13 protein-coding genes are annotated in these 16,937 nt (G+C 54.5%); 10 read left to right on the top strand and 3 right to left on the bottom strand.

The features are described from left to right. Positions 1-217: 217 nt before the first annotated feature. The 4 genes from igaA (at position 218) to hslO (ending at position 4,398) form a co-directional block, all read left to right on the top strand. The gene (gene igaA, locus ACLJRU_RS07255) at positions 218-2,350 is read left to right on the top strand and encodes an intracellular growth attenuator protein IgaA (protein WP_023235338.1); all 2,133 of its coding nucleotides are present in this window, start codon (positions 218-220) and stop codon (positions 2,348-2,350) included. A 64-nt stretch (positions 2,351-2,414) separates the two neighbouring features. Continuing rightward, complete coding sequence (yrfG, locus tag ACLJRU_RS07250) at positions 2,415-3,083, top strand: GMP/IMP nucleotidase (RefSeq protein WP_001541018.1); 669 nt, start codon at positions 2,415-2,417, stop codon at positions 3,081-3,083. A 10-nt stretch (positions 3,084-3,093) separates the two neighbouring features. Next, positions 3,094-3,495, top strand: a complete 402-nt coding sequence (gene hslR / locus ACLJRU_RS07245) for a ribosome-associated heat shock protein Hsp15 (RefSeq protein WP_000660722.1) — start codon at positions 3,094-3,096, stop codon at positions 3,493-3,495. Positions 3,496-3,519: 24 nt separating this feature from the next. Beyond that, complete coding sequence (gene hslO / locus ACLJRU_RS07240; RefSeq protein WP_001135571.1) at positions 3,520-4,398, top strand: Hsp33 family molecular chaperone HslO; 879 nt, start codon at positions 3,520-3,522, stop codon at positions 4,396-4,398. A 110-nt stretch (positions 4,399-4,508) separates the two neighbouring features. On the opposite strand, the gene ACLJRU_RS07235 is transcribed toward hslO, so the two are convergent. Further along, positions 4,509-6,218, bottom strand: a complete 1,710-nt coding sequence (locus tag ACLJRU_RS07235; protein WP_000446458.1) for a DUF4153 domain-containing protein — start codon at positions 6,216-6,218, stop codon at positions 4,509-4,511. A gap of 379 nt (positions 6,219-6,597) precedes the next feature. Here ACLJRU_RS07235 and pckA point away from each other — a divergent pair, with 379 nt between their 5' ends. Beyond that, the gene (gene pckA / locus ACLJRU_RS07230; protein ID WP_001265689.1) at positions 6,598-8,217 is read left to right on the top strand and encodes a phosphoenolpyruvate carboxykinase (ATP); all 1,620 of its coding nucleotides are present in this window, start codon (positions 6,598-6,600) and stop codon (positions 8,215-8,217) included. 74 nt (positions 8,218-8,291) lie between these two features. Here pckA and envZ read toward each other — a convergent pair whose 3' ends face one another. Then, positions 8,292-9,644 (bottom strand): two-component system sensor histidine kinase EnvZ, encoded by a 1,353-nt coding sequence (envZ, locus tag ACLJRU_RS07225; protein ID WP_001541021.1) that lies wholly within the window; start codon positions 9,642-9,644, stop codon positions 8,292-8,294. Further along, the gene (ompR, locus tag ACLJRU_RS07220) at positions 9,641-10,360 is read right to left on the bottom strand and encodes a two-component system response regulator OmpR (RefSeq protein ID WP_001157751.1); all 720 of its coding nucleotides are present in this window, start codon (positions 10,358-10,360) and stop codon (positions 9,641-9,643) included. The genes envZ and ompR overlap by 4 nt, the downstream gene beginning before the upstream one ends. 225 nt (positions 10,361-10,585) lie before the next feature. Between ompR and greB the strand changes: the two genes are divergently transcribed. From greB to feoC, 5 genes are all read left to right on the top strand, one after another. Next, positions 10,586-11,059, top strand: coding sequence for a transcription elongation factor GreB (gene greB, locus ACLJRU_RS07215; RefSeq protein WP_000856695.1), 474 nt, complete (start codon positions 10,586-10,588; stop codon positions 11,057-11,059). A 98-nt stretch (positions 11,060-11,157) separates the two neighbouring features. Continuing rightward, a complete protein-coding gene (locus tag ACLJRU_RS07210; RefSeq protein ID WP_000980658.1) occupies positions 11,158-13,488 on the top strand; it encodes a Tex family protein in 2,331 nt (776 codons plus the stop codon). 436 nt (positions 13,489-13,924) lie between these two features. Beyond that, a complete protein-coding gene (gene feoA, locus ACLJRU_RS07205) occupies positions 13,925-14,152 on the top strand; it encodes a ferrous iron transporter A (RefSeq protein WP_001160955.1) in 228 nt (75 codons plus the stop codon). Positions 14,153-14,170: 18 nt separating this feature from the next. After that, positions 14,171-16,489 (top strand): Fe(2+) transporter permease subunit FeoB, encoded by a 2,319-nt coding sequence (gene feoB, locus ACLJRU_RS07200; RefSeq protein ID WP_000736983.1) that lies wholly within the window; start codon positions 14,171-14,173, stop codon positions 16,487-16,489. 12 nt (positions 16,490-16,501) lie between these two features. Further along, positions 16,502-16,738, top strand: coding sequence for a [Fe-S]-dependent transcriptional repressor FeoC (feoC, locus tag ACLJRU_RS07195; protein WP_000157587.1), 237 nt, complete (start codon positions 16,502-16,504; stop codon positions 16,736-16,738). Positions 16,739-16,937: the final 199 nt, after the last annotated feature.

The raw sequence follows: 16,937 nt of genomic DNA, 5'->3' as shown, positions 1-16,937 counted from the left end.
AATTCTTATTTCAAATTAAAAGTCAATAGGTTGAAATAACTCCAGGAATTTGCTGATATTCCGTTTTTGGTGGTATTGCTATGATTTGCCTTCACTGGGATGCGCTTTACAATGCTCAAGTTCAACTCCACGCTTGCCGATAGCCAACCACAGAAAAATGTTTATTGGACAGGGTGCGACTGACCACGCCTGACAGACTTAGTAAGATGGGGAAAGCATGAGCACCATTCTGATTTTTATAGCTGCTTTGCTGGCCTGCTCTCTACTGGCAATATGGCGGTTCCGGGTAAAGTCCAGACGAGGGAGTTTACCGTGGATCAGCGCCTTTCAGGACGCGCAAACGCGTAAACTGTTGCCCGAAGAGCGCAGCGCGGTAGAAAACTATCTCGATAACCTTAGCCAGATCCAGCAAGTTCCGGGGCCGACAGGCGCCAGTGCTGCGCCCATCTCGCTGACGCTGAACGCGGAAAGCAACAGTGTCGTGATACTGACCCACTCCATCACCCGCTACGGCATTACCACTGACGATCCTAATAAATGGCGCTACTACCTCGACTCCGTCGAAGTCCATCTGCCGCCTTTCTGGGAACAGTACATCAATGATGAAAACAACGTTGAGCTGATCCTCACGGATACGCTGCCGCTGGTGATCTCTTTAAACGGCCATACGCTGCAAGAGTATATGCAGGAGTCGCGCGGCTACGCGCTACAGAATACCGCCTCTACGCAGGCGTCGATTCGCGGCGAAGAGAGCGAGCAGATTGAGCTGTTGAATATCCGTCAGGAGACCCACGAAGAATATGCGCTCAGCCGCCCGGCTGGCTTGCGCGAAGCGTTGTTAATCGTCGCCTCCTTTTTGTTATTCTTTTTCTGTCTGATAACGCCAGACGTTTTTGTACCGTGGATGATAGGCGGCGCTATCCTGCTGCTGGCAGCCGGACTTTGGGGGCTTTTTGCGCCGCCGTCGAAAAGCGCGCTGCGGGAAATTCACTGTCTGCGGGGAACGCCCCGCCGCTGGGGACTGTTTGGGGAGAATAATCAGGAGCAGATTAACAATATCTCCCTGGGCATCATCGACCTTATTTACCCTGCCCACTGGCAACCTTACATTACGCAGGATCTTGGGCAACAAACGGATATTGATATTTACCTTGATCGCCATGTCGCGCGCCAGGGCCGGTTTTTATCCCTGCATGATGAAGTGAAAAACTTTCCCTTGCAGCACTGGTTACGCAGCACTGTTATTGCTATCGGTTCGCTGCTGGTGTTGTTTATGCTGCTGTTCTGGATCCCGTTGGATATGCCAATCAAGTTCACGCTATCGTGGATGAAAGGCGCGCAAACCATTGAAGCGACAACGGTAAAACAGCTTGAAAAGGCTGGCGTACGGGTGGGCGATACGCTGCACCTGAGCGGTAAAGGAATGTGTAATATTCATTCCGGGGCGACCTGGAGCGGCCAGTCTAACTCCCCGTTTATGCCGTTCGATTGCTCGCAAATCATCTGGAATGACGCGCCTGCGCTACCGCTGCCGGAATCAGATCTGGTGAATAAAGCGATGGCGCTAAGCCAGGCGGTAAATCGTCAGCTCCATCCAAAACCCGAAGACGACTCGCGCGTCAGCGCATCTTTACGCTCCGCGATCCAAAAATCGGGCATGGTATTATTAGATGACTTTGGCGATATTGTTCTGAAAACCGCTGATTTGTGCGCGGCGGAAGACGAGTGCGTGCGTCTGAAAAATGCGCTGGTTAATCTCGGTAACAGTAAGGACTGGAACGCGCTGGTGAAACGCGCGAACGCTGGCAAACTGGACGGCGTCAACGTGCTGCTACGCCCCGTAAGCGCAGAGTCGCTGGAAAATCTGGTCACGACCTCAACGGCGCCGTTTATTTCTCGCGAGACCGCGCGTGCCGCCCAGTCGCTGAATAGCCCCGCTCCCGGCGGATTCCTGATCGCCAGCGATGAAGGCAGCGAACTGGTTGATCAGGCCTGGCCGTCAACGCCGCTGTATGACTATCCCGCGCAGGAACAGTGGAGCGCCTTCCAGCGTCTGGCGCAAACGCTCATGCAGACGCCATTTAGCGCCGAGGGCATTGTCACCAGCGTGTATACCGATGCCAACGGCACGCAGCATATCAGCCTGCATCGTATCCCCGATAAATCCGGCTGGTGGCGTTACCTCGGCACCACGCTGCTGATGCTGGCAATGATAGTGAGCGCGGTCTACAACGGCATTCAGGCGTTCAGGCGTTATCAACGCCACCGTACCCGTATGGCGGACATCCAGGAATACTATGAAAGCTGCCTCAATCCCAAGTTAACCGTCTCTCCGGAAAATCTCATCTGATAGCGCCGCCGTGCGACAGGGTATGCTACCCTGTCGCGCAAATTGCGTTACCCTGGAGTTCCCCATGCATATTGATATTGACTGGCAAAACGTGGATACCGTTTTGCTGGATATGGACGGCACGCTGCTCGATCTCGCGTTCGATAACTATTTCTGGCAAAAGCTGGTACCGGAAACCTACGGCGCGCAGCAGGGTATTTCGCCGCAGGACGCGCAGGAATATATTCGCCAGCAGTATCATGCCGTACAGCATACGCTAAACTGGTACTGTCTGGATTACTGGAGCGAGCGTCTGGGTCTGGATATTTGCGCCATGACGACGGCGCAAGGGCCGCGCGCCGTTTTGCGCGACGATACCGTACCGTTTCTGAATGCGTTAAAAGCCAGCGGAAAACGTCGGATTCTGCTCACCAATGCGCATCCACATAACCTGGCGGTGAAGCTGGAGCATACCGGTCTGGCCTCACACCTTGATTTATTACTTTCCACCCACACATTTGGTTATCCCAAAGAGGATCAGCGGTTATGGCGCGCTGTCGCTGAGGAAACGGGAATAAGCGCAGAGAAAACGCTGTTTATCGATGACAGCGAACCGATTCTCGACGCCGCCGCCCGGTTTGGTATTCACTACTGTCTTGGCGTGACGAATCCTGATTCCGGTCTGGCGGAAAAGCACTATACGCGCCATCCGTCCCTGAACGACTACCGCCGTCTGATCCCCTCACTGATGTGAAGGAGACGCCATGAAAGAAAAGTCCTCCGTTGAGGTCAGACTGGATAAATGGCTGTGGGCCGCGCGTTTTTATAAAACCCGCGCACTGGCCCGCGAGATGATTGAAGGCGGTAAGGTGCATTACAACGGCCAGCGCAGTAAGCCGAGCAAAATCGTCGAGCTGAACGCAACCCTTACCCTGCGTCAGGGAAATGACGAACGGACGGTGATCGTTAAAGCCATCACCGAACAGCGCCGTCCGGCCAGCGAAGCCGTCGCTCTGTATGAAGAGACGGCGGAAAGCGTGGAAAAACGCGAAAAAATGGCGCAGGCGCGCAAGCTTAACTCCCTGACCATGCCGCATCCGGACAGGCGACCGGACAAGAAAGAGCGCCGCGACCTGTTACGATTTAAACACGGCGACAGCGAATAACTGTCACCCGCAAGAGAGATGATTATGCCGCAACATGACCAATTACATCGTTATCTGTTTGAAAACTTTGCCGTTCGCGGCGAGCTGGTGACCGTTTCGGAAACCTTGCAACAGATCCTCGACAATCATACCTACCCGCAGCCGGTGAAAACCGTACTGGCCGAACTGCTGGTCGCCACTAGCCTGCTGACCGCAACGCTGAAGTTTGCCGGTGACATTACGGTACAGCTCCAGGGCGACGGGCCGTTAAGCCTGGCGGTAATCAATGGCAATAATCAGCAGCAGATGCGCGGCGTGGCTCGCGTTCAGGGCGACATCCCTGACAATGCGGATCTCAAAACGCTGGTTGGCAACGGCTATCTGGTGATCACCATTACGCCGGAAGAGGGTGAACGCTATCAGGGCGTGGTGGGTCTGGAAGGCGATACTCTGGCGGCGTGCCTGGAAGATTACTTCCTGCGCTCCGAACAGTTGCCGACGCGCCTGTTTATCCGTACCGGCGATGTCGACGGTAAACCGGCAGCAGGTGGAATGTTGCTCCAGGTGATGCCGGCACAGAACGCGCAGGCGGAGGATTTCGACCATCTGGCTATGTTGACGGAAACCATTAAAAGCGAAGAGCTGCTGACGTTACCGGCAAATGACGTGCTGTGGCGTTTGTATCACGAAGAAGAAGTCACACTCTACGATCCGCAAGATGTTGAATTCAAATGCACCTGTTCACGCGAACGTTGCGCGGGCGCGCTGAAAACATTGCCGGATGAAGAAGTGGACAGCATTCTGGCGGAAGAAGGTGAAATCGATATGCACTGCGATTACTGCGGCAATCATTACCTGTTCAATGCGATGGATATCGCGGAGATCCGTAACAACGCCTCTCCTGCCGATCCACAGGTTCATTAATCGCCTCGTAGTCGGCAACGTCATTGCCTGATGGCGCTGCGCTTATCTGGCCTACAGCATCCCGCTCCGTAGGCCGGATAAGGCATTTATGCCGCCATCCGGCAAAAAGCTTACTCGTTGTAGTAATCCACATCCAACCGCTGACCATCAACAATGATATCGCGCCAGGCTTTGGGGGCTGAGTCTAACTGATGCCCGGCAATCGCGTGCAACAGTTGCGTCTTAGAAAACCCGTCCGGCAGTCGGGCGAACGCTTTCTGCGTCCATTTCCCCTCTTTTAAGCCGTAGACCTGGCTCTCGGCAACAATAAAGTTATACAGCACCTGCTCAGGCTGACCGTCGCCGTTAAGATCCTGACTCACCAGCACGCAGGCATCCGGTTCAAGGCAGGAATCGTCCGAATAACTCTGCTCTTTGACAAACGCCCAAAATGCGGCATCCGGCTTCTGGCTACCGGGCGCAATCATCACCACCCGCGCTAAATCGTCCGCCGTCGGAGAGACCTTATTTCTCTGCAAAAACGTCATCAGTTTACGATTGCGCTTTCTGTTCTGCGTAAACGCCTCGTCATCCCGCAACGATTTCAGCGCTTCCTGGCCAGGTTTGCCGCTGTGATCCAGCATATACAGGCTGATCTGATCCGCAGTAATTTTACCACTATGGTAACGCGCCATATGGCTGTTGACGCTAATACGCCAGACATCAAGTACAGGCGAGGCCAGCAACAGCAATATCACCAGCGTCAGCAAAGAGACGCTCAGTATCACCTTGCCTTGCCACTCACCAGGGTCGCGTCCGCGGCGTAACAGACCGATCAGATAACCGAAAGACCATACCAGCAAGACAGACGCCGTCAGCGCGCCATACAGACGATCCGGCGTCCAGCCGTATTGCTGAATGCGTACCCATAACGCCCAGCCCGCCAGCAGCATATATATCGGGGCAACGCACAGCGAGGCGCTAATCATGCCGCGTAGTACGCGCGGATAGGGTAATACGCGCTTTTGCGGTTCATTGACAATCGCCACGAGGAGCAGCAGCATCAGCGTCAGCGTGGATAGCAGCCCCGCAGCGGAAACACGCGCAGAAATCGCCTCCAGTCCGGTAAAGGGTAACGTCACAATAAACAGCAATGCCAGCAGCGACACCACCGGCAGTAAACCTGTCGCGATCAGCGTCAGCAGCTTTTGCACCGCCGCCACAAGGCGCGACTGCGTGCGGGCGAGAATGACCGCCAGCGCCGTAATCAGGCCGATGGTCACATAAATAAAGGCTTCAGTTTCAAAGAAAAGGGTGCTGAAAAAGCGGATGCCCACCAGCCTGAATAGCGCGCTCCAGAGCAGAAGCACCAGCCAGAACAGTCCGTTGGCGACCAGGACGATAAACAATGTCAGTACGTTATGCCATAACCGCAGATAAAACTGGGGATAACGCGCCGAACCGGTTTGCGAATGTAACTGATATTGCATCCAGGGTAAGACCAGCATCGCCATCAACACAAGCCGGAGACCATACAGCCAGAGGAGCTCGGCTAGGCGCCATTTCTCCACCGTCTCAACCTGCCATTTCAGCCAGCCGCTCATTGCCAGCACGACCACAAAGGTCAGCCCCAGCCAGCCCCACAGCGCGCGCTGTTTAAAAGAGACCACGGTAAGCAATAGCATTGACGACAACGCTATCGTCGCAGGCATACCATAGAACAGCCAGTCGCTATTTTGTGGTACCAGCCAGGCCATCAGCAGGTAGCACAAAACGCCCTGCAGCAAACCGGTGAGCAACATACCCCAGCGAGTAGTACGTGAAAGCGCTACACTTTCCATGTCGTTATCCAGAATGATGAGAAAGTCGCATTATTGCATCATCTGTTCACCGCCAGACGTCGTCATGCATAATTCAGAAAAAAACGCAGAGAGGTGAATCGATATTGTTAATGTTGGTGTTACGTAACTTTCTTACATGAATGCGATTACAGTCACATTATGTCGGTCAAAAACACTTCCTTTTAACGTTTTCAGAACATTTTCCACAACAAAAGTAGGTTTCCTGCCATAATAACCGCCGCTGCGTGACAGGAGTCACAGTGTTTTTCGTCAATCGTGATTTTGTCCAGATACGTAAATCTATGAGCCTTGTCGCGGTTAACCAACCTCAAAAAACCTTACTATTTTCGGTAATATATATTGGCTAAGGAGCAGTGATATGCGCGTTAACAATTTAACCCCGCAAGATCTCAAGGCTTATGGTATCAACGACGTCCAGGATATCGTTTACAATCCCAGCTACGACACCCTTTATCAGGAAGAACTTAATCCTGGTCTGGAAGGCTATGAGCGTGGCGTGTTAACTAACCTGGGCGCTGTTGCCGTTGATACCGGTATTTTTACCGGTCGTTCGCCTAAGGATAAGTATATTGTTCGCGACGACACCACGCGTGATACGCTGTGGTGGTCCGATAAGGGTAAAGGTAAAAACGATAATAAGCCGCTTTCCCAGGAAACCTGGCAACACCTGAAAGGTCTGGTGACGCATCAGCTTTCCGGTAAACGCTTATTCATTGTTGATGCGTTCTGCGGCGCAAATGCCGATACGCGTCTTTCCGTGCGCTTTATTACGGAAGTCGCCTGGCAGGCCCACTTCGTTAAAAATATGTTCATTCGCCCAACGGACGAAGAGCTGGTAGGCTTCAAACCTGACTTTATTGTCATGAACGGCGCGAAGTGCACCAACCCGCAGTGGAAAGAGCAAGGGCTGAACTCGGAAAACTTCGTGGCGTTCAACCTGACTGAACGTATTCAGCTTATTGGCGGCACCTGGTACGGCGGCGAAATGAAAAAAGGGATGTTCTCGGTAATGAACTACCTGCTGCCGCTCAAAGGTATCGCCTCAATGCACTGTTCCGCCAACGTGGGTGAAAAAGGCGATGTCGCGGTCTTCTTCGGCCTTTCCGGTACCGGAAAAACCACTCTGTCCACCGACCCGAAACGTCGTCTGATTGGCGATGATGAGCACGGTTGGGATGACGACGGCGTGTTCAACTTTGAAGGCGGCTGCTACGCCAAAACCATCAAACTGTCGAAAGAAGCGGAGCCAGAAATTTATCATGCGATTCGCCGTGATGCGTTGCTGGAAAACGTCACCGTACGCGAAGATGGCACCGTTGATTTCGACGATGGTTCCAAAACCGAAAACACCCGCGTCTCTTACCCGATCTATCATATCGATAACATCGTTAAGCCTGTGTCCAAAGCAGGTCACGCCACCAAGGTTATCTTCCTGACGGCGGACGCCTTCGGCGTGTTGCCACCGGTTTCCCGTTTAACCGCTAACCAGACGCAGTACCACTTCCTGTCAGGTTTCACCGCTAAACTGGCCGGCACCGAACGCGGCGTCACCGAACCGACCCCCACCTTCTCCGCCTGCTTCGGCGCCGCGTTCCTGACGCTGCACCCGACGCAGTATGCTGAGGTGCTGGTGAAACGTATGCAGGCAGCAGGCGCGCAGGCTTATCTGGTTAACACCGGCTGGAATGGCACCGGCAAACGTATCTCCATCAAAGATACGCGCGCAATTATCGACGCCATTCTGAACGGTTCTCTTGATAACGCGGAAACCTTCCGTCTGCCGCTGTTCGATCTGGCGATCCCGACTGAACTGCCAGGCGTGGATACCCACATTCTCGACCCGCGTAACACCTACGCGTCGCCGGAACAATGGCAGGAAAAAGCCACCGCGCTGGCGAAACTGTTCATTGAGAACTTCGAGAAATATACGGATACCCCGGCAGGCGAAGCGCTGGTTAGCGCCGGACCGAAGCTGTAAGGAACAGGCCGGACGGCGGCTTTGAACGGCGTCATCCGGCGTTGAGAAGAAAGGGAGGGTAATACCTCCCTTTCTTATGCCTCTTTTGTCGTCCCCTGGACGCGAGCCACAGGAACCGGTAGCCAGGCGCGAATTGACAAGCCGCCACGCTCGCTGGTGCCAATCTCCAGCATCCCGTTATGGTTATCGATAATGCGCTGCACAATCGCCAGCCCTAGCCCTGTGCCGCTGGTGCTACGGGCGCTGTCGCCACGCACAAAAGGCTGGAACAGATGTTTACGCTGCTCCAGCTTAATGCCCGGCCCGTCATCTTCTACCTGGAACCAGGCGCGATGCGACTCGGTGCCGCTGCTGACCTTAATCCAGCCGTTCCCATAGCGGGCAGCATTGACCACCATATTCGCCACCGCGCGCTTAATCGAGAGCGGGTGCATTTTCACCTGGATACTGCCTGCCTGAAGCGCAGTGTTAATCTCACGCTCATAGCCGCTTTCCGCCGCAATCACCTCGCCCAGCACGGAATTGAGATCCGCCATCTCCATTGGCATTTCCTGACCGGTACGCAGATAGTCAATAAACTGTTCGATAATGGCGTTACACTCTTCGATGTCTTTATTGATCGACTCCGCGAGATAACCGTCTTCCTCGCCCATCATCTCCGTCGCCAGACGAATACGGGTCAGCGGCGTGCGCAAGTCGTGGCTGACGCCCGCCATCAATAGCGTACGGTCATCGGCCAATTGTTTCACGCCGGCGGCCATATGGTTAAACGCCCGGGTCACAGAGCGCACCTCAGAGGCGCCATATTCACGCAGCGGCGGCGGAATAATTCCCTTCCCTACCTGCAAGGCGGCATGTTCCAGATCCACTAACGGTCGATTCTGTATACGAATAAACAGCCACGCGCCGCCTATCGCCAGGAGCATGATCGCCAGCGTGTAACGGAAAAGCGGAGAAAAATCGCCCTGATGAATCTCGGTCAGCGGCACGCGCACCCAGATATTGGGCGACAGCCAGGTTTTGAGCCACACGACAGGCGAGCTTTTGTTGACCTCAACGCGCACTTCCGTCGGGCCGCCTAATTGCTGCGCCATCTGGTGGCTTAAGAATTCGTAGTGTTGCGCCCAACGCAGCCCGGCCTCTTCAGCGGCTTCGTTGGTGTAGAGAGAGATCCCCAGCTCGCGATAGATTTCCCGGCGAAACGCAGGCGGCACGACTAACTGCGTGCCGTCCTCCAGTTGCAGCTTATCGGTCATCAGCATACGGACTTCGTAAGCCAGAACCTTATTAAACTGCTGGAGGCTCGGCAAAATCGCGAAGTTCAACACCACCAGGTAGGTCGTCACCAGGCTGACGAACAGCAAGGTGACGATGAGCAACAGCGTGCGGGCAAATGAACTTCGCGGCGAGAAGCGCATTCGCCTCATGCTTTAGAACCGTCCGGTACAAAGACGTAGCCCAGGCCCCAGACGGTCTGAATATAACGCGGATGCGCCGGATCTTCTTCCACCATACGGCGCAGGCGGGAGATCTGGACGTCGATGGAGCGTTCCATCGCGGAATACTCGCGGCCACGGGCCAGATTCATCAGCTTATCGCGAGAGAGCGGCTCGCGCGGATGGCTGACTAACGCTTTCAGTACCGCAAACTCCCCGCTGGTCAGCGGCATCGGTTCATCTTCACGGAACATCTCGCGCGTACCGAGGTTCAGTTTAAACTTACCGAACGCGATAACGGCCTCTTCCTGCGACGGCGCGCCGGGCAGTTCGTTTGCCTGACGACGTAACACGGCACGGATACGCGCCAACAGCTCGCGCGGGTTAAACGGTTTAGGAATGTAGTCATCGGCGCCGATTTCCAGCCCGACGATACGGTCAACCTCTTCACCCTTCGCCGTGACCATAATGATCGGCATTGGATTACTTTGACTACGCAGGCGACGACAAATCGACAGACCATCTTCACCTGGCAGCATTAAATCCAGTACCATGAGATGGAAAGATTCACGGGTCAGCAGACGATCCATCTGCTCGGCGTTAGCGACGCTTCGAACCTGGAAGCCCTGCTCGGTCAGATAACGTTCCAGTAGCGCCCGCAGACGCATATCGTCATCAACCACCAGAATCTTATAATTCTCTTGCATTGTCTGTACTCCCAAAGGTTCGCAACAAATGTAAGTGTGTATTCTTAAAAAAGCTCACGTGAGTCACCAGCAAATTCTGGTATGAATTTCAGGCTAAATTGTTACAAAGCATATTTAACAGCAGCTTAAATATACAATTAATCGGCAATCCCATTATTTATTCTGTCGGGACGATCACGTTATACCCCGTGTGCGCAATATCGACAGCAAAGGTAAATCAACGAGATGAAAACGCCCCTGATCACCCGCGAAGGGTACGAAACACTCAAACAAGAGCTCAATTATCTCTGGCGTGAAGAGCGCCCGGAGGTCACCAAAAAAGTGACCTGGGCTGCGAGTCTGGGCGACCGCAGCGAGAATGCCGACTATCAGTATAATAAAAAGCGCCTGCGTGAGATCGACAGACGCGTCAGATATCTGACCAAATGCATGGAAAATCTCAAAATCGTGGATTATTCCCCGCAGCAGGAGGGCAAAGTCTTCTTCGGCGCCTGGGTGGAAATCGAAAATGATGACGGCGATACGCTGAAGTTCCGCATTGTCGGCTACGATGAAATTTTCGGACGTAAGGATTACATCTCTATCGACTCGCCAATGGCGCGGGCGCTACTGAAAAAAGAAGTGGGCGATCTGGCGGTGGTCAACACCCCTGTCGGCGAAGCAAACTGGTACGTCAATGCGATCGAATACGTCAAATAAGACAAGAAGAATCCTAAGCCCCCGCTGATGGCTGGCATTTTTGCCAGCCAATCCGTATAACTATCCCCTGATTTTTATCCTGAAGACGAAGCTAACCCATGATGAATGATTCTTTCTGCCGCATTATTGCGGGTGAAATCCAGGCAAATGCCGGGCAGGTTGAAGCTGCCGTTCGCCTGCTTGACGAAGGGAACACCGTGCCGTTTATCGCACGTTATCGTAAAGAAATCACCGGCGGTCTGGATGACACGCAGTTGCGTAACCTGGAAACGCGTCTGGGCTATCTGCGTGAGCTGGAAGACAGGCGTCAGGCTATCCTCAAGTCCATTTCCGAACAAGGCAAACTGACCGATGAGCTGGCTGGCGCCATCAACGCTACGTTAAGTAAGACCGAGCTCGAAGACCTCTACCTGCCCTATAAACCTAAACGCCGCACCCGTGGACAAATCGCCATTGAAGCCGGCCTTGAGCCGCTGGCCGATCTGCTCTGGAACGAGCCGTCCCACGATCCTGACGTGGAAGCGGCAAAGTACATTGATGGCGACAAAGGCGTGGCGGACACGAAAGCCGCGCTCGACGGCGCACGCTACATTCTGATGGAGCGCTTTGCCGAAGACGCCGCATTGCTGGCGAAAGTGCGTGATTACCTGTGGAAGAACGCCCATCTGGTCGCCACAGTCGTGAGCGGCAAAGAGGAAGAAGGGGCAAAATTCCGCGACTATTTCGACCATCATGAGCCCATTGCTAACGTCCCGTCTCACCGTGCGCTGGCCATGTTCCGTGGTCGTAACGAAGGCATTCTGCAACTTTCGCTCAATGCCGACCCACAGTTTGATGAGCCGCCGAAAGAGAGCTACTGCGAGCAAATCATCATGGACCATCTCGGCCTGCGGCTGAATAACGCCCCGGCGGATAGCTGGCGCAAAGGCGTAGTGAGCTGGACGTGGCGTATCAAAGTCTTAATGCACCTTGAAACCGAACTGATGGGCACCGTGCGCGAACGTGCGGAAGACGAAGCGATTAACGTGTTTGCGCGTAACCTGCACGACCTGCTGATGGCAGCCCCCGCAGGCCTGCGCGCCACGATGGGCCTTGATCCTGGCCTGCGTACCGGCGTAAAAGTCGCTGTCGTTGACGGCACCGGCAAGCTGGTGGCGACGGATACCATTTATCCGCATACCGGTCAGGCGGCCAAAGCGGCTACCGTGATCGCCGCGCTGTGCGAAAAATACCACGTCGAACTGGTCGCGATTGGCAACGGTACGGCCTCGCGTGAAACCGAACGCTTCTATCTCGACGTACAAAAACAGTTCCCGAACGTGACGGCGCAGAAAGTGATCGTCAGCGAAGCGGGGGCGTCCGTGTATTCCGCTTCTGAGCTGGCGGCGCAGGAGTTTCCGGATCTCGACGTCTCCCTGCGCGGCGCGGTCTCTATCGCGCGTCGTCTGCAGGATCCGCTGGCGGAACTGGTGAAAATCGATCCGAAATCGATCGGCGTCGGCCAATATCAACACGATGTCAGCCAGACCCAGTTGGCCCGTAAACTGGATGCGGTGGTCGAAGACTGCGTAAACGCCGTCGGCGTCGATTTGAATACCGCCTCCGTGCCGCTGCTGACCCGCGTTGCGGGCTTAACGCGCATGATGGCGCAAAACATCGTCGCCTGGCGCGATGAGAACGGTCAGTTTCAGAACCGCCAGCAACTGTTGAAGGTGAGCCGTCTGGGGCCGAAAGCGTTTGAGCAGTGCGCGGGCTTCCTGCGTATTAACCACGGCGATAACCCACTGGATGCCTCCACCGTCCACCCGGAAGCCTATCCGGTTGTCGAACGCATTCTGGCGGCGACGCAGCAAGCGCTAAAAGATCTGATGGGCAACAGCAACGAATTGCGTCACCTCAAGGCCGCTGATTTTACCGACGATAAATTCGGCGTGCCGACCGTGAGCGATATCATCAAAGAGCTGGAAAAACCGGGCCGCGACCCGCGTCCTGAATTTAAAACCGCGCAATTCGCCGATGGCGTTGAAACCATGAACGACCTGCTACCGGGGATGATTCTGGAAGGGGCGGTCACTAACGTCACCAATTTCGGCGCGTTTGTCGATATCGGCGTTCATCAGGATGGCCTGGTGCATATCTCCTCGCTCTCGAATAAGTTCGTCGACGATCCACACACCGTGGTAAAAGCTGGCGACATCGTGAAGGTGAAAGTGCTGGAAGTGGATCTGCAACGTAAGCGTATTGCGCTGACGATGCGTCTGGATGAACAGCCCGGCGAAACCGCCGCTCGCCGCGGCGGCGCCGCCGATCGCGCGCAGGGCAACCGCCCGGCGTCAAAAGCGGCGAAACCGCGCGGTCGTGACGCCCAGCCAGCCGGTAACAGCGCCATGATGGACGCGCTGGCAGCGGCAATGGGGAAAAAACGCTAATCGGGTAATACGCAGGCCGGGTTACTTCTTATCCGGCCTGCGATTTTGCAATACGTCCAACCCTTTCTTTTTTAATTAACAATTAAATCTTACCCATTAGAATCTGTTAATTAATTTCCTTCTGCTATCCGCACTATTAATTATCACTTTATTAACAGATGAAACCTTAATTAAACATTAAAAACGGTGGATATTTGCACAATAGGGGTATTTGCAAAAAGACAAATAAATGTTGAGCCATATCAACATCGGCGCAAATTATCGCTTATTTGTACATTCCGTCACATTTTAATCGTTGAAGATAGAAACCATTCTCATTATCATTGTGTTGTTGATTATTTACTCTTTCCTTCGTTGGCTAAACATCGGGTCTCCTGCCGCCCCCCTGAGCGCCGCATGAGGTATACATCCAGTTAGTAAGAAACAAGTAGGTCGTATGCAATTCACTCCTGACACTGCGTGGAAAATCACCGGCTTTGCGCGTGAAATCAGCCCGGCGTATCGTCAAAAACTGCTTTCGCTCGGCATGTTGCCCGGCTCTTCATTTAATGTCGTCCGCGTCGCGCCCTTAGGCGATCCGATCCATATCGAAACACGACGCGTGAGTCTGGTTTTGCGTAAAAAGGATTTGGCGTTAATAGAAGTGGAAGCGGTTTCCTGTTAATACAGTGAGTCTATAAAAATGAAAAAATTAACCATTGGTTTAATTGGTAATCCTAATTCCGGCAAGACCACCTTATTTAACCAACTCACCGGCGCGCGTCAGCGCGTGGGGAACTGGGCGGGCGTCACCGTCGAGCGTAAAGAGGGCCAGTTCGCGACAACTGACCACCAGGTCACGCTGGTAGATTTACCCGGCACCTATTCTCTGACGACCATCTCGTCACAAACCTCTCTCGACGAACAGATCGCCTGCCACTACATCCTGAGCGGCGACGCCGACCTGTTGATAAACGTTGTGGACGCCTCCAATCTGGAGCGCAACCTCTATTTGACGCTGCAACTGCTGGAGCTGGGTATCCCCTGTATTGTCGCGCTCAACATGCTGGATATCGCCGAAAAACAGCAGGTTCGTATTGATGTCGACGCTCTGTCCACGCGTCTGGGTTGCCCTGTCGTACCGCTGGTATCGACTCGCGGCCGCGGTATCGAGGCGCTGAAACTGGCCATTGACCGTCACAACGCTAACGACAACGTCGAACTGGTGCATTATGCCCAGCCGCTGCTGCGCGAAGCGGGTTTCCTGGCCGACGCGATGGCCCAGGAGATGCCTTTACAACAGCGCCGCTGGCTGGGTCTGCAAATGCTGGAGGGCGATATCTACAGCCGGGCTTACGCAGGCGAGGCGGCGCAAAACCTGGACACCTCCCTTGCCCGTCTGAAGGATGAAATGGACGACCCGGCGCTGCATATCGCCGACGCCCGTTATCAGTGTATCGCCGCTATTTGCGACGTGGTCAGCAATACCCTGACAGCCGAACCCAGCCGCTTCACCAGGGCGGTCGATAAAATTATCCTGAACCGCTTCCTCGGCTTACCGATTTTTTTGTTCGTGATGTACCTGATGTTCCTGCTCGCCATTAACATCGGCGGCGCGTTGCAACCCCTGTTTGATGCCGGTTCCGTCGCCATCTTTATTCATGGCATTCAATGGATTGGCTACACGTTGCACTTCCCGGATTGGTTAACCATCTTCCTGGCGCAAGGTCTTGGCGGCGGGATCAATACCGTCCTGCCGCTGGTGCCGCAAATCGGGATGATGTACCTGTTCCTCTCCTTCCTTGAAGACTCCGGTTATATGGCGCGCGCGGCCTTCGTCATGGATCGCCTGATGCAGGCGCTGGGACTACCGGGTAAATCCTTCGTGCCGCTGATTGTCGGCTTCGGCTGTAACGTGCCTTCCGTGATGGGCGCCCGCACGCTTGACGCTCCGCGCGAACGTCTGATGACCATCATGATGGCGCCGTTTATGTCCTGTGGCGCGCGCCTGGCGATTTTCGCCGTCTTTGCCGCCGCCTTCTTCGGGCAAAACGGCGCGCTGGCGGTCTTCTCGCTGTACGTGCTGGGTATTGTCATGGCGGTATTAACCGGCCTGATGCTGAAGCATACCATTATGCGCGGCGAAGCCTCTCCGTTTGTGATGGAGCTGCCGGTTTACCACGTCCCGCATATCAAGAGCCTGATCATCCAGACCTGGCAACGCCTGAAAGGTTTTGTACTACGCGCCGGTAAAGTCATTATCATCGTGAGTATTTTCCTGAGCGCGTTTAACAGTTTCTCGCTGAGCGGCAAAATCGTCGATAACATTAATGACTCCGCCCTCGCCTCTGTAAGCCGGGTCATCACGCCAGTCTTTAAACCGATCGGCGTCCATGAGGATAACTGGCAAGCGACCGTGGGTCTGTTTACGGGCGCCATGGCTAAAGAAGTTGTCGTCGGTACGCTGAACACGCTCTACACCGCCGAAAATATTCAGGACGAAGCATTTAATCCTGCCGACTTCCACCTCGGCGATGAACTGCTGGGCGCGGTTGACGATACCTGGCAAAGCCTGAAAGACACCTTTAGCCTGAGCGTACTGGCTAACCCGATCGAAGCGAGTAAAGGCGACGGCGAAATGGCGACCGGCGCGATGGGCGTGATGGATCAAAAATTCGGCAGCGCCGCGGCGGCGTACAGTTACCTGATTTTTGTCCTGCTTTACGTACCGTGTATCTCGGTAATGGGCGCTATCGCCCGCGAGTCCAGCCGCGGCTGGATGGGCTTCTCCATCCTGTGGGGACTGAATATCGCCTATTCGCTCGCCACGCTGTTCTACCAAGTTACCAGCTTCAGTCAACACCCGACATACAGTCTGATCTGTATTCTGGCGGTGATCGTCTTTAACGTTGTGGTGTTAAGCCTGTTGCGCCGCGCCCGCAGCCGTGTAGACATTGAACTGCTGGCAACCCGCAAAAACGTCAGTTCCTGTTGTTCGGGCACTGCGGGCAATTGTCACTAAGGGATGTAAAAAATGGCTTCATTGATACAGGTTCGCGATCTACTGGCGCTACGGGGGCGTATGGAGGCAACGCAGATCAGCCATACGCTGCACGCTCCGCAGCCCATGATCGACGCCATGCTGAATCAACTGGAGATCATGGGTAAAGCGGTACGTATCCCGGAAGAAGCGGACGGCTGCCTTTCAGGCAGCTGTAAAAGTTGTCCGGAAGGTAAAGCCTGCCTGCGCGAATGGTGGGCCTTGCGTTAGCCTTCGCCGGGTAGCGACGTAACGCGTCTTATCCGGCCTTTATCCCGCCTTTATCCCGCGTTATGTTGCCCGGTACGCGTCACGCTGCCGGGCAATTTTGCGTCATGCCTTCCACAAAGATGAAAGCGTTACCGCCGTGCGCATTTATCTCCCCACGCGCCTCGCAAGCGCACTAATCCTCTACTGCAATCAGCCCGGT

The sequence above is a fragment of the Salmonella sp. SAL00653 genome, from assembly GCF_046552515.1.
Taxonomy (GTDB): domain Bacteria; phylum Pseudomonadota; class Gammaproteobacteria; order Enterobacterales; family Enterobacteriaceae; genus Salmonella; species Salmonella enterica.
Note: the sequence above shows the minus strand (reverse complement) of the source record. Positions and strands in the feature narration are given on the sequence as shown.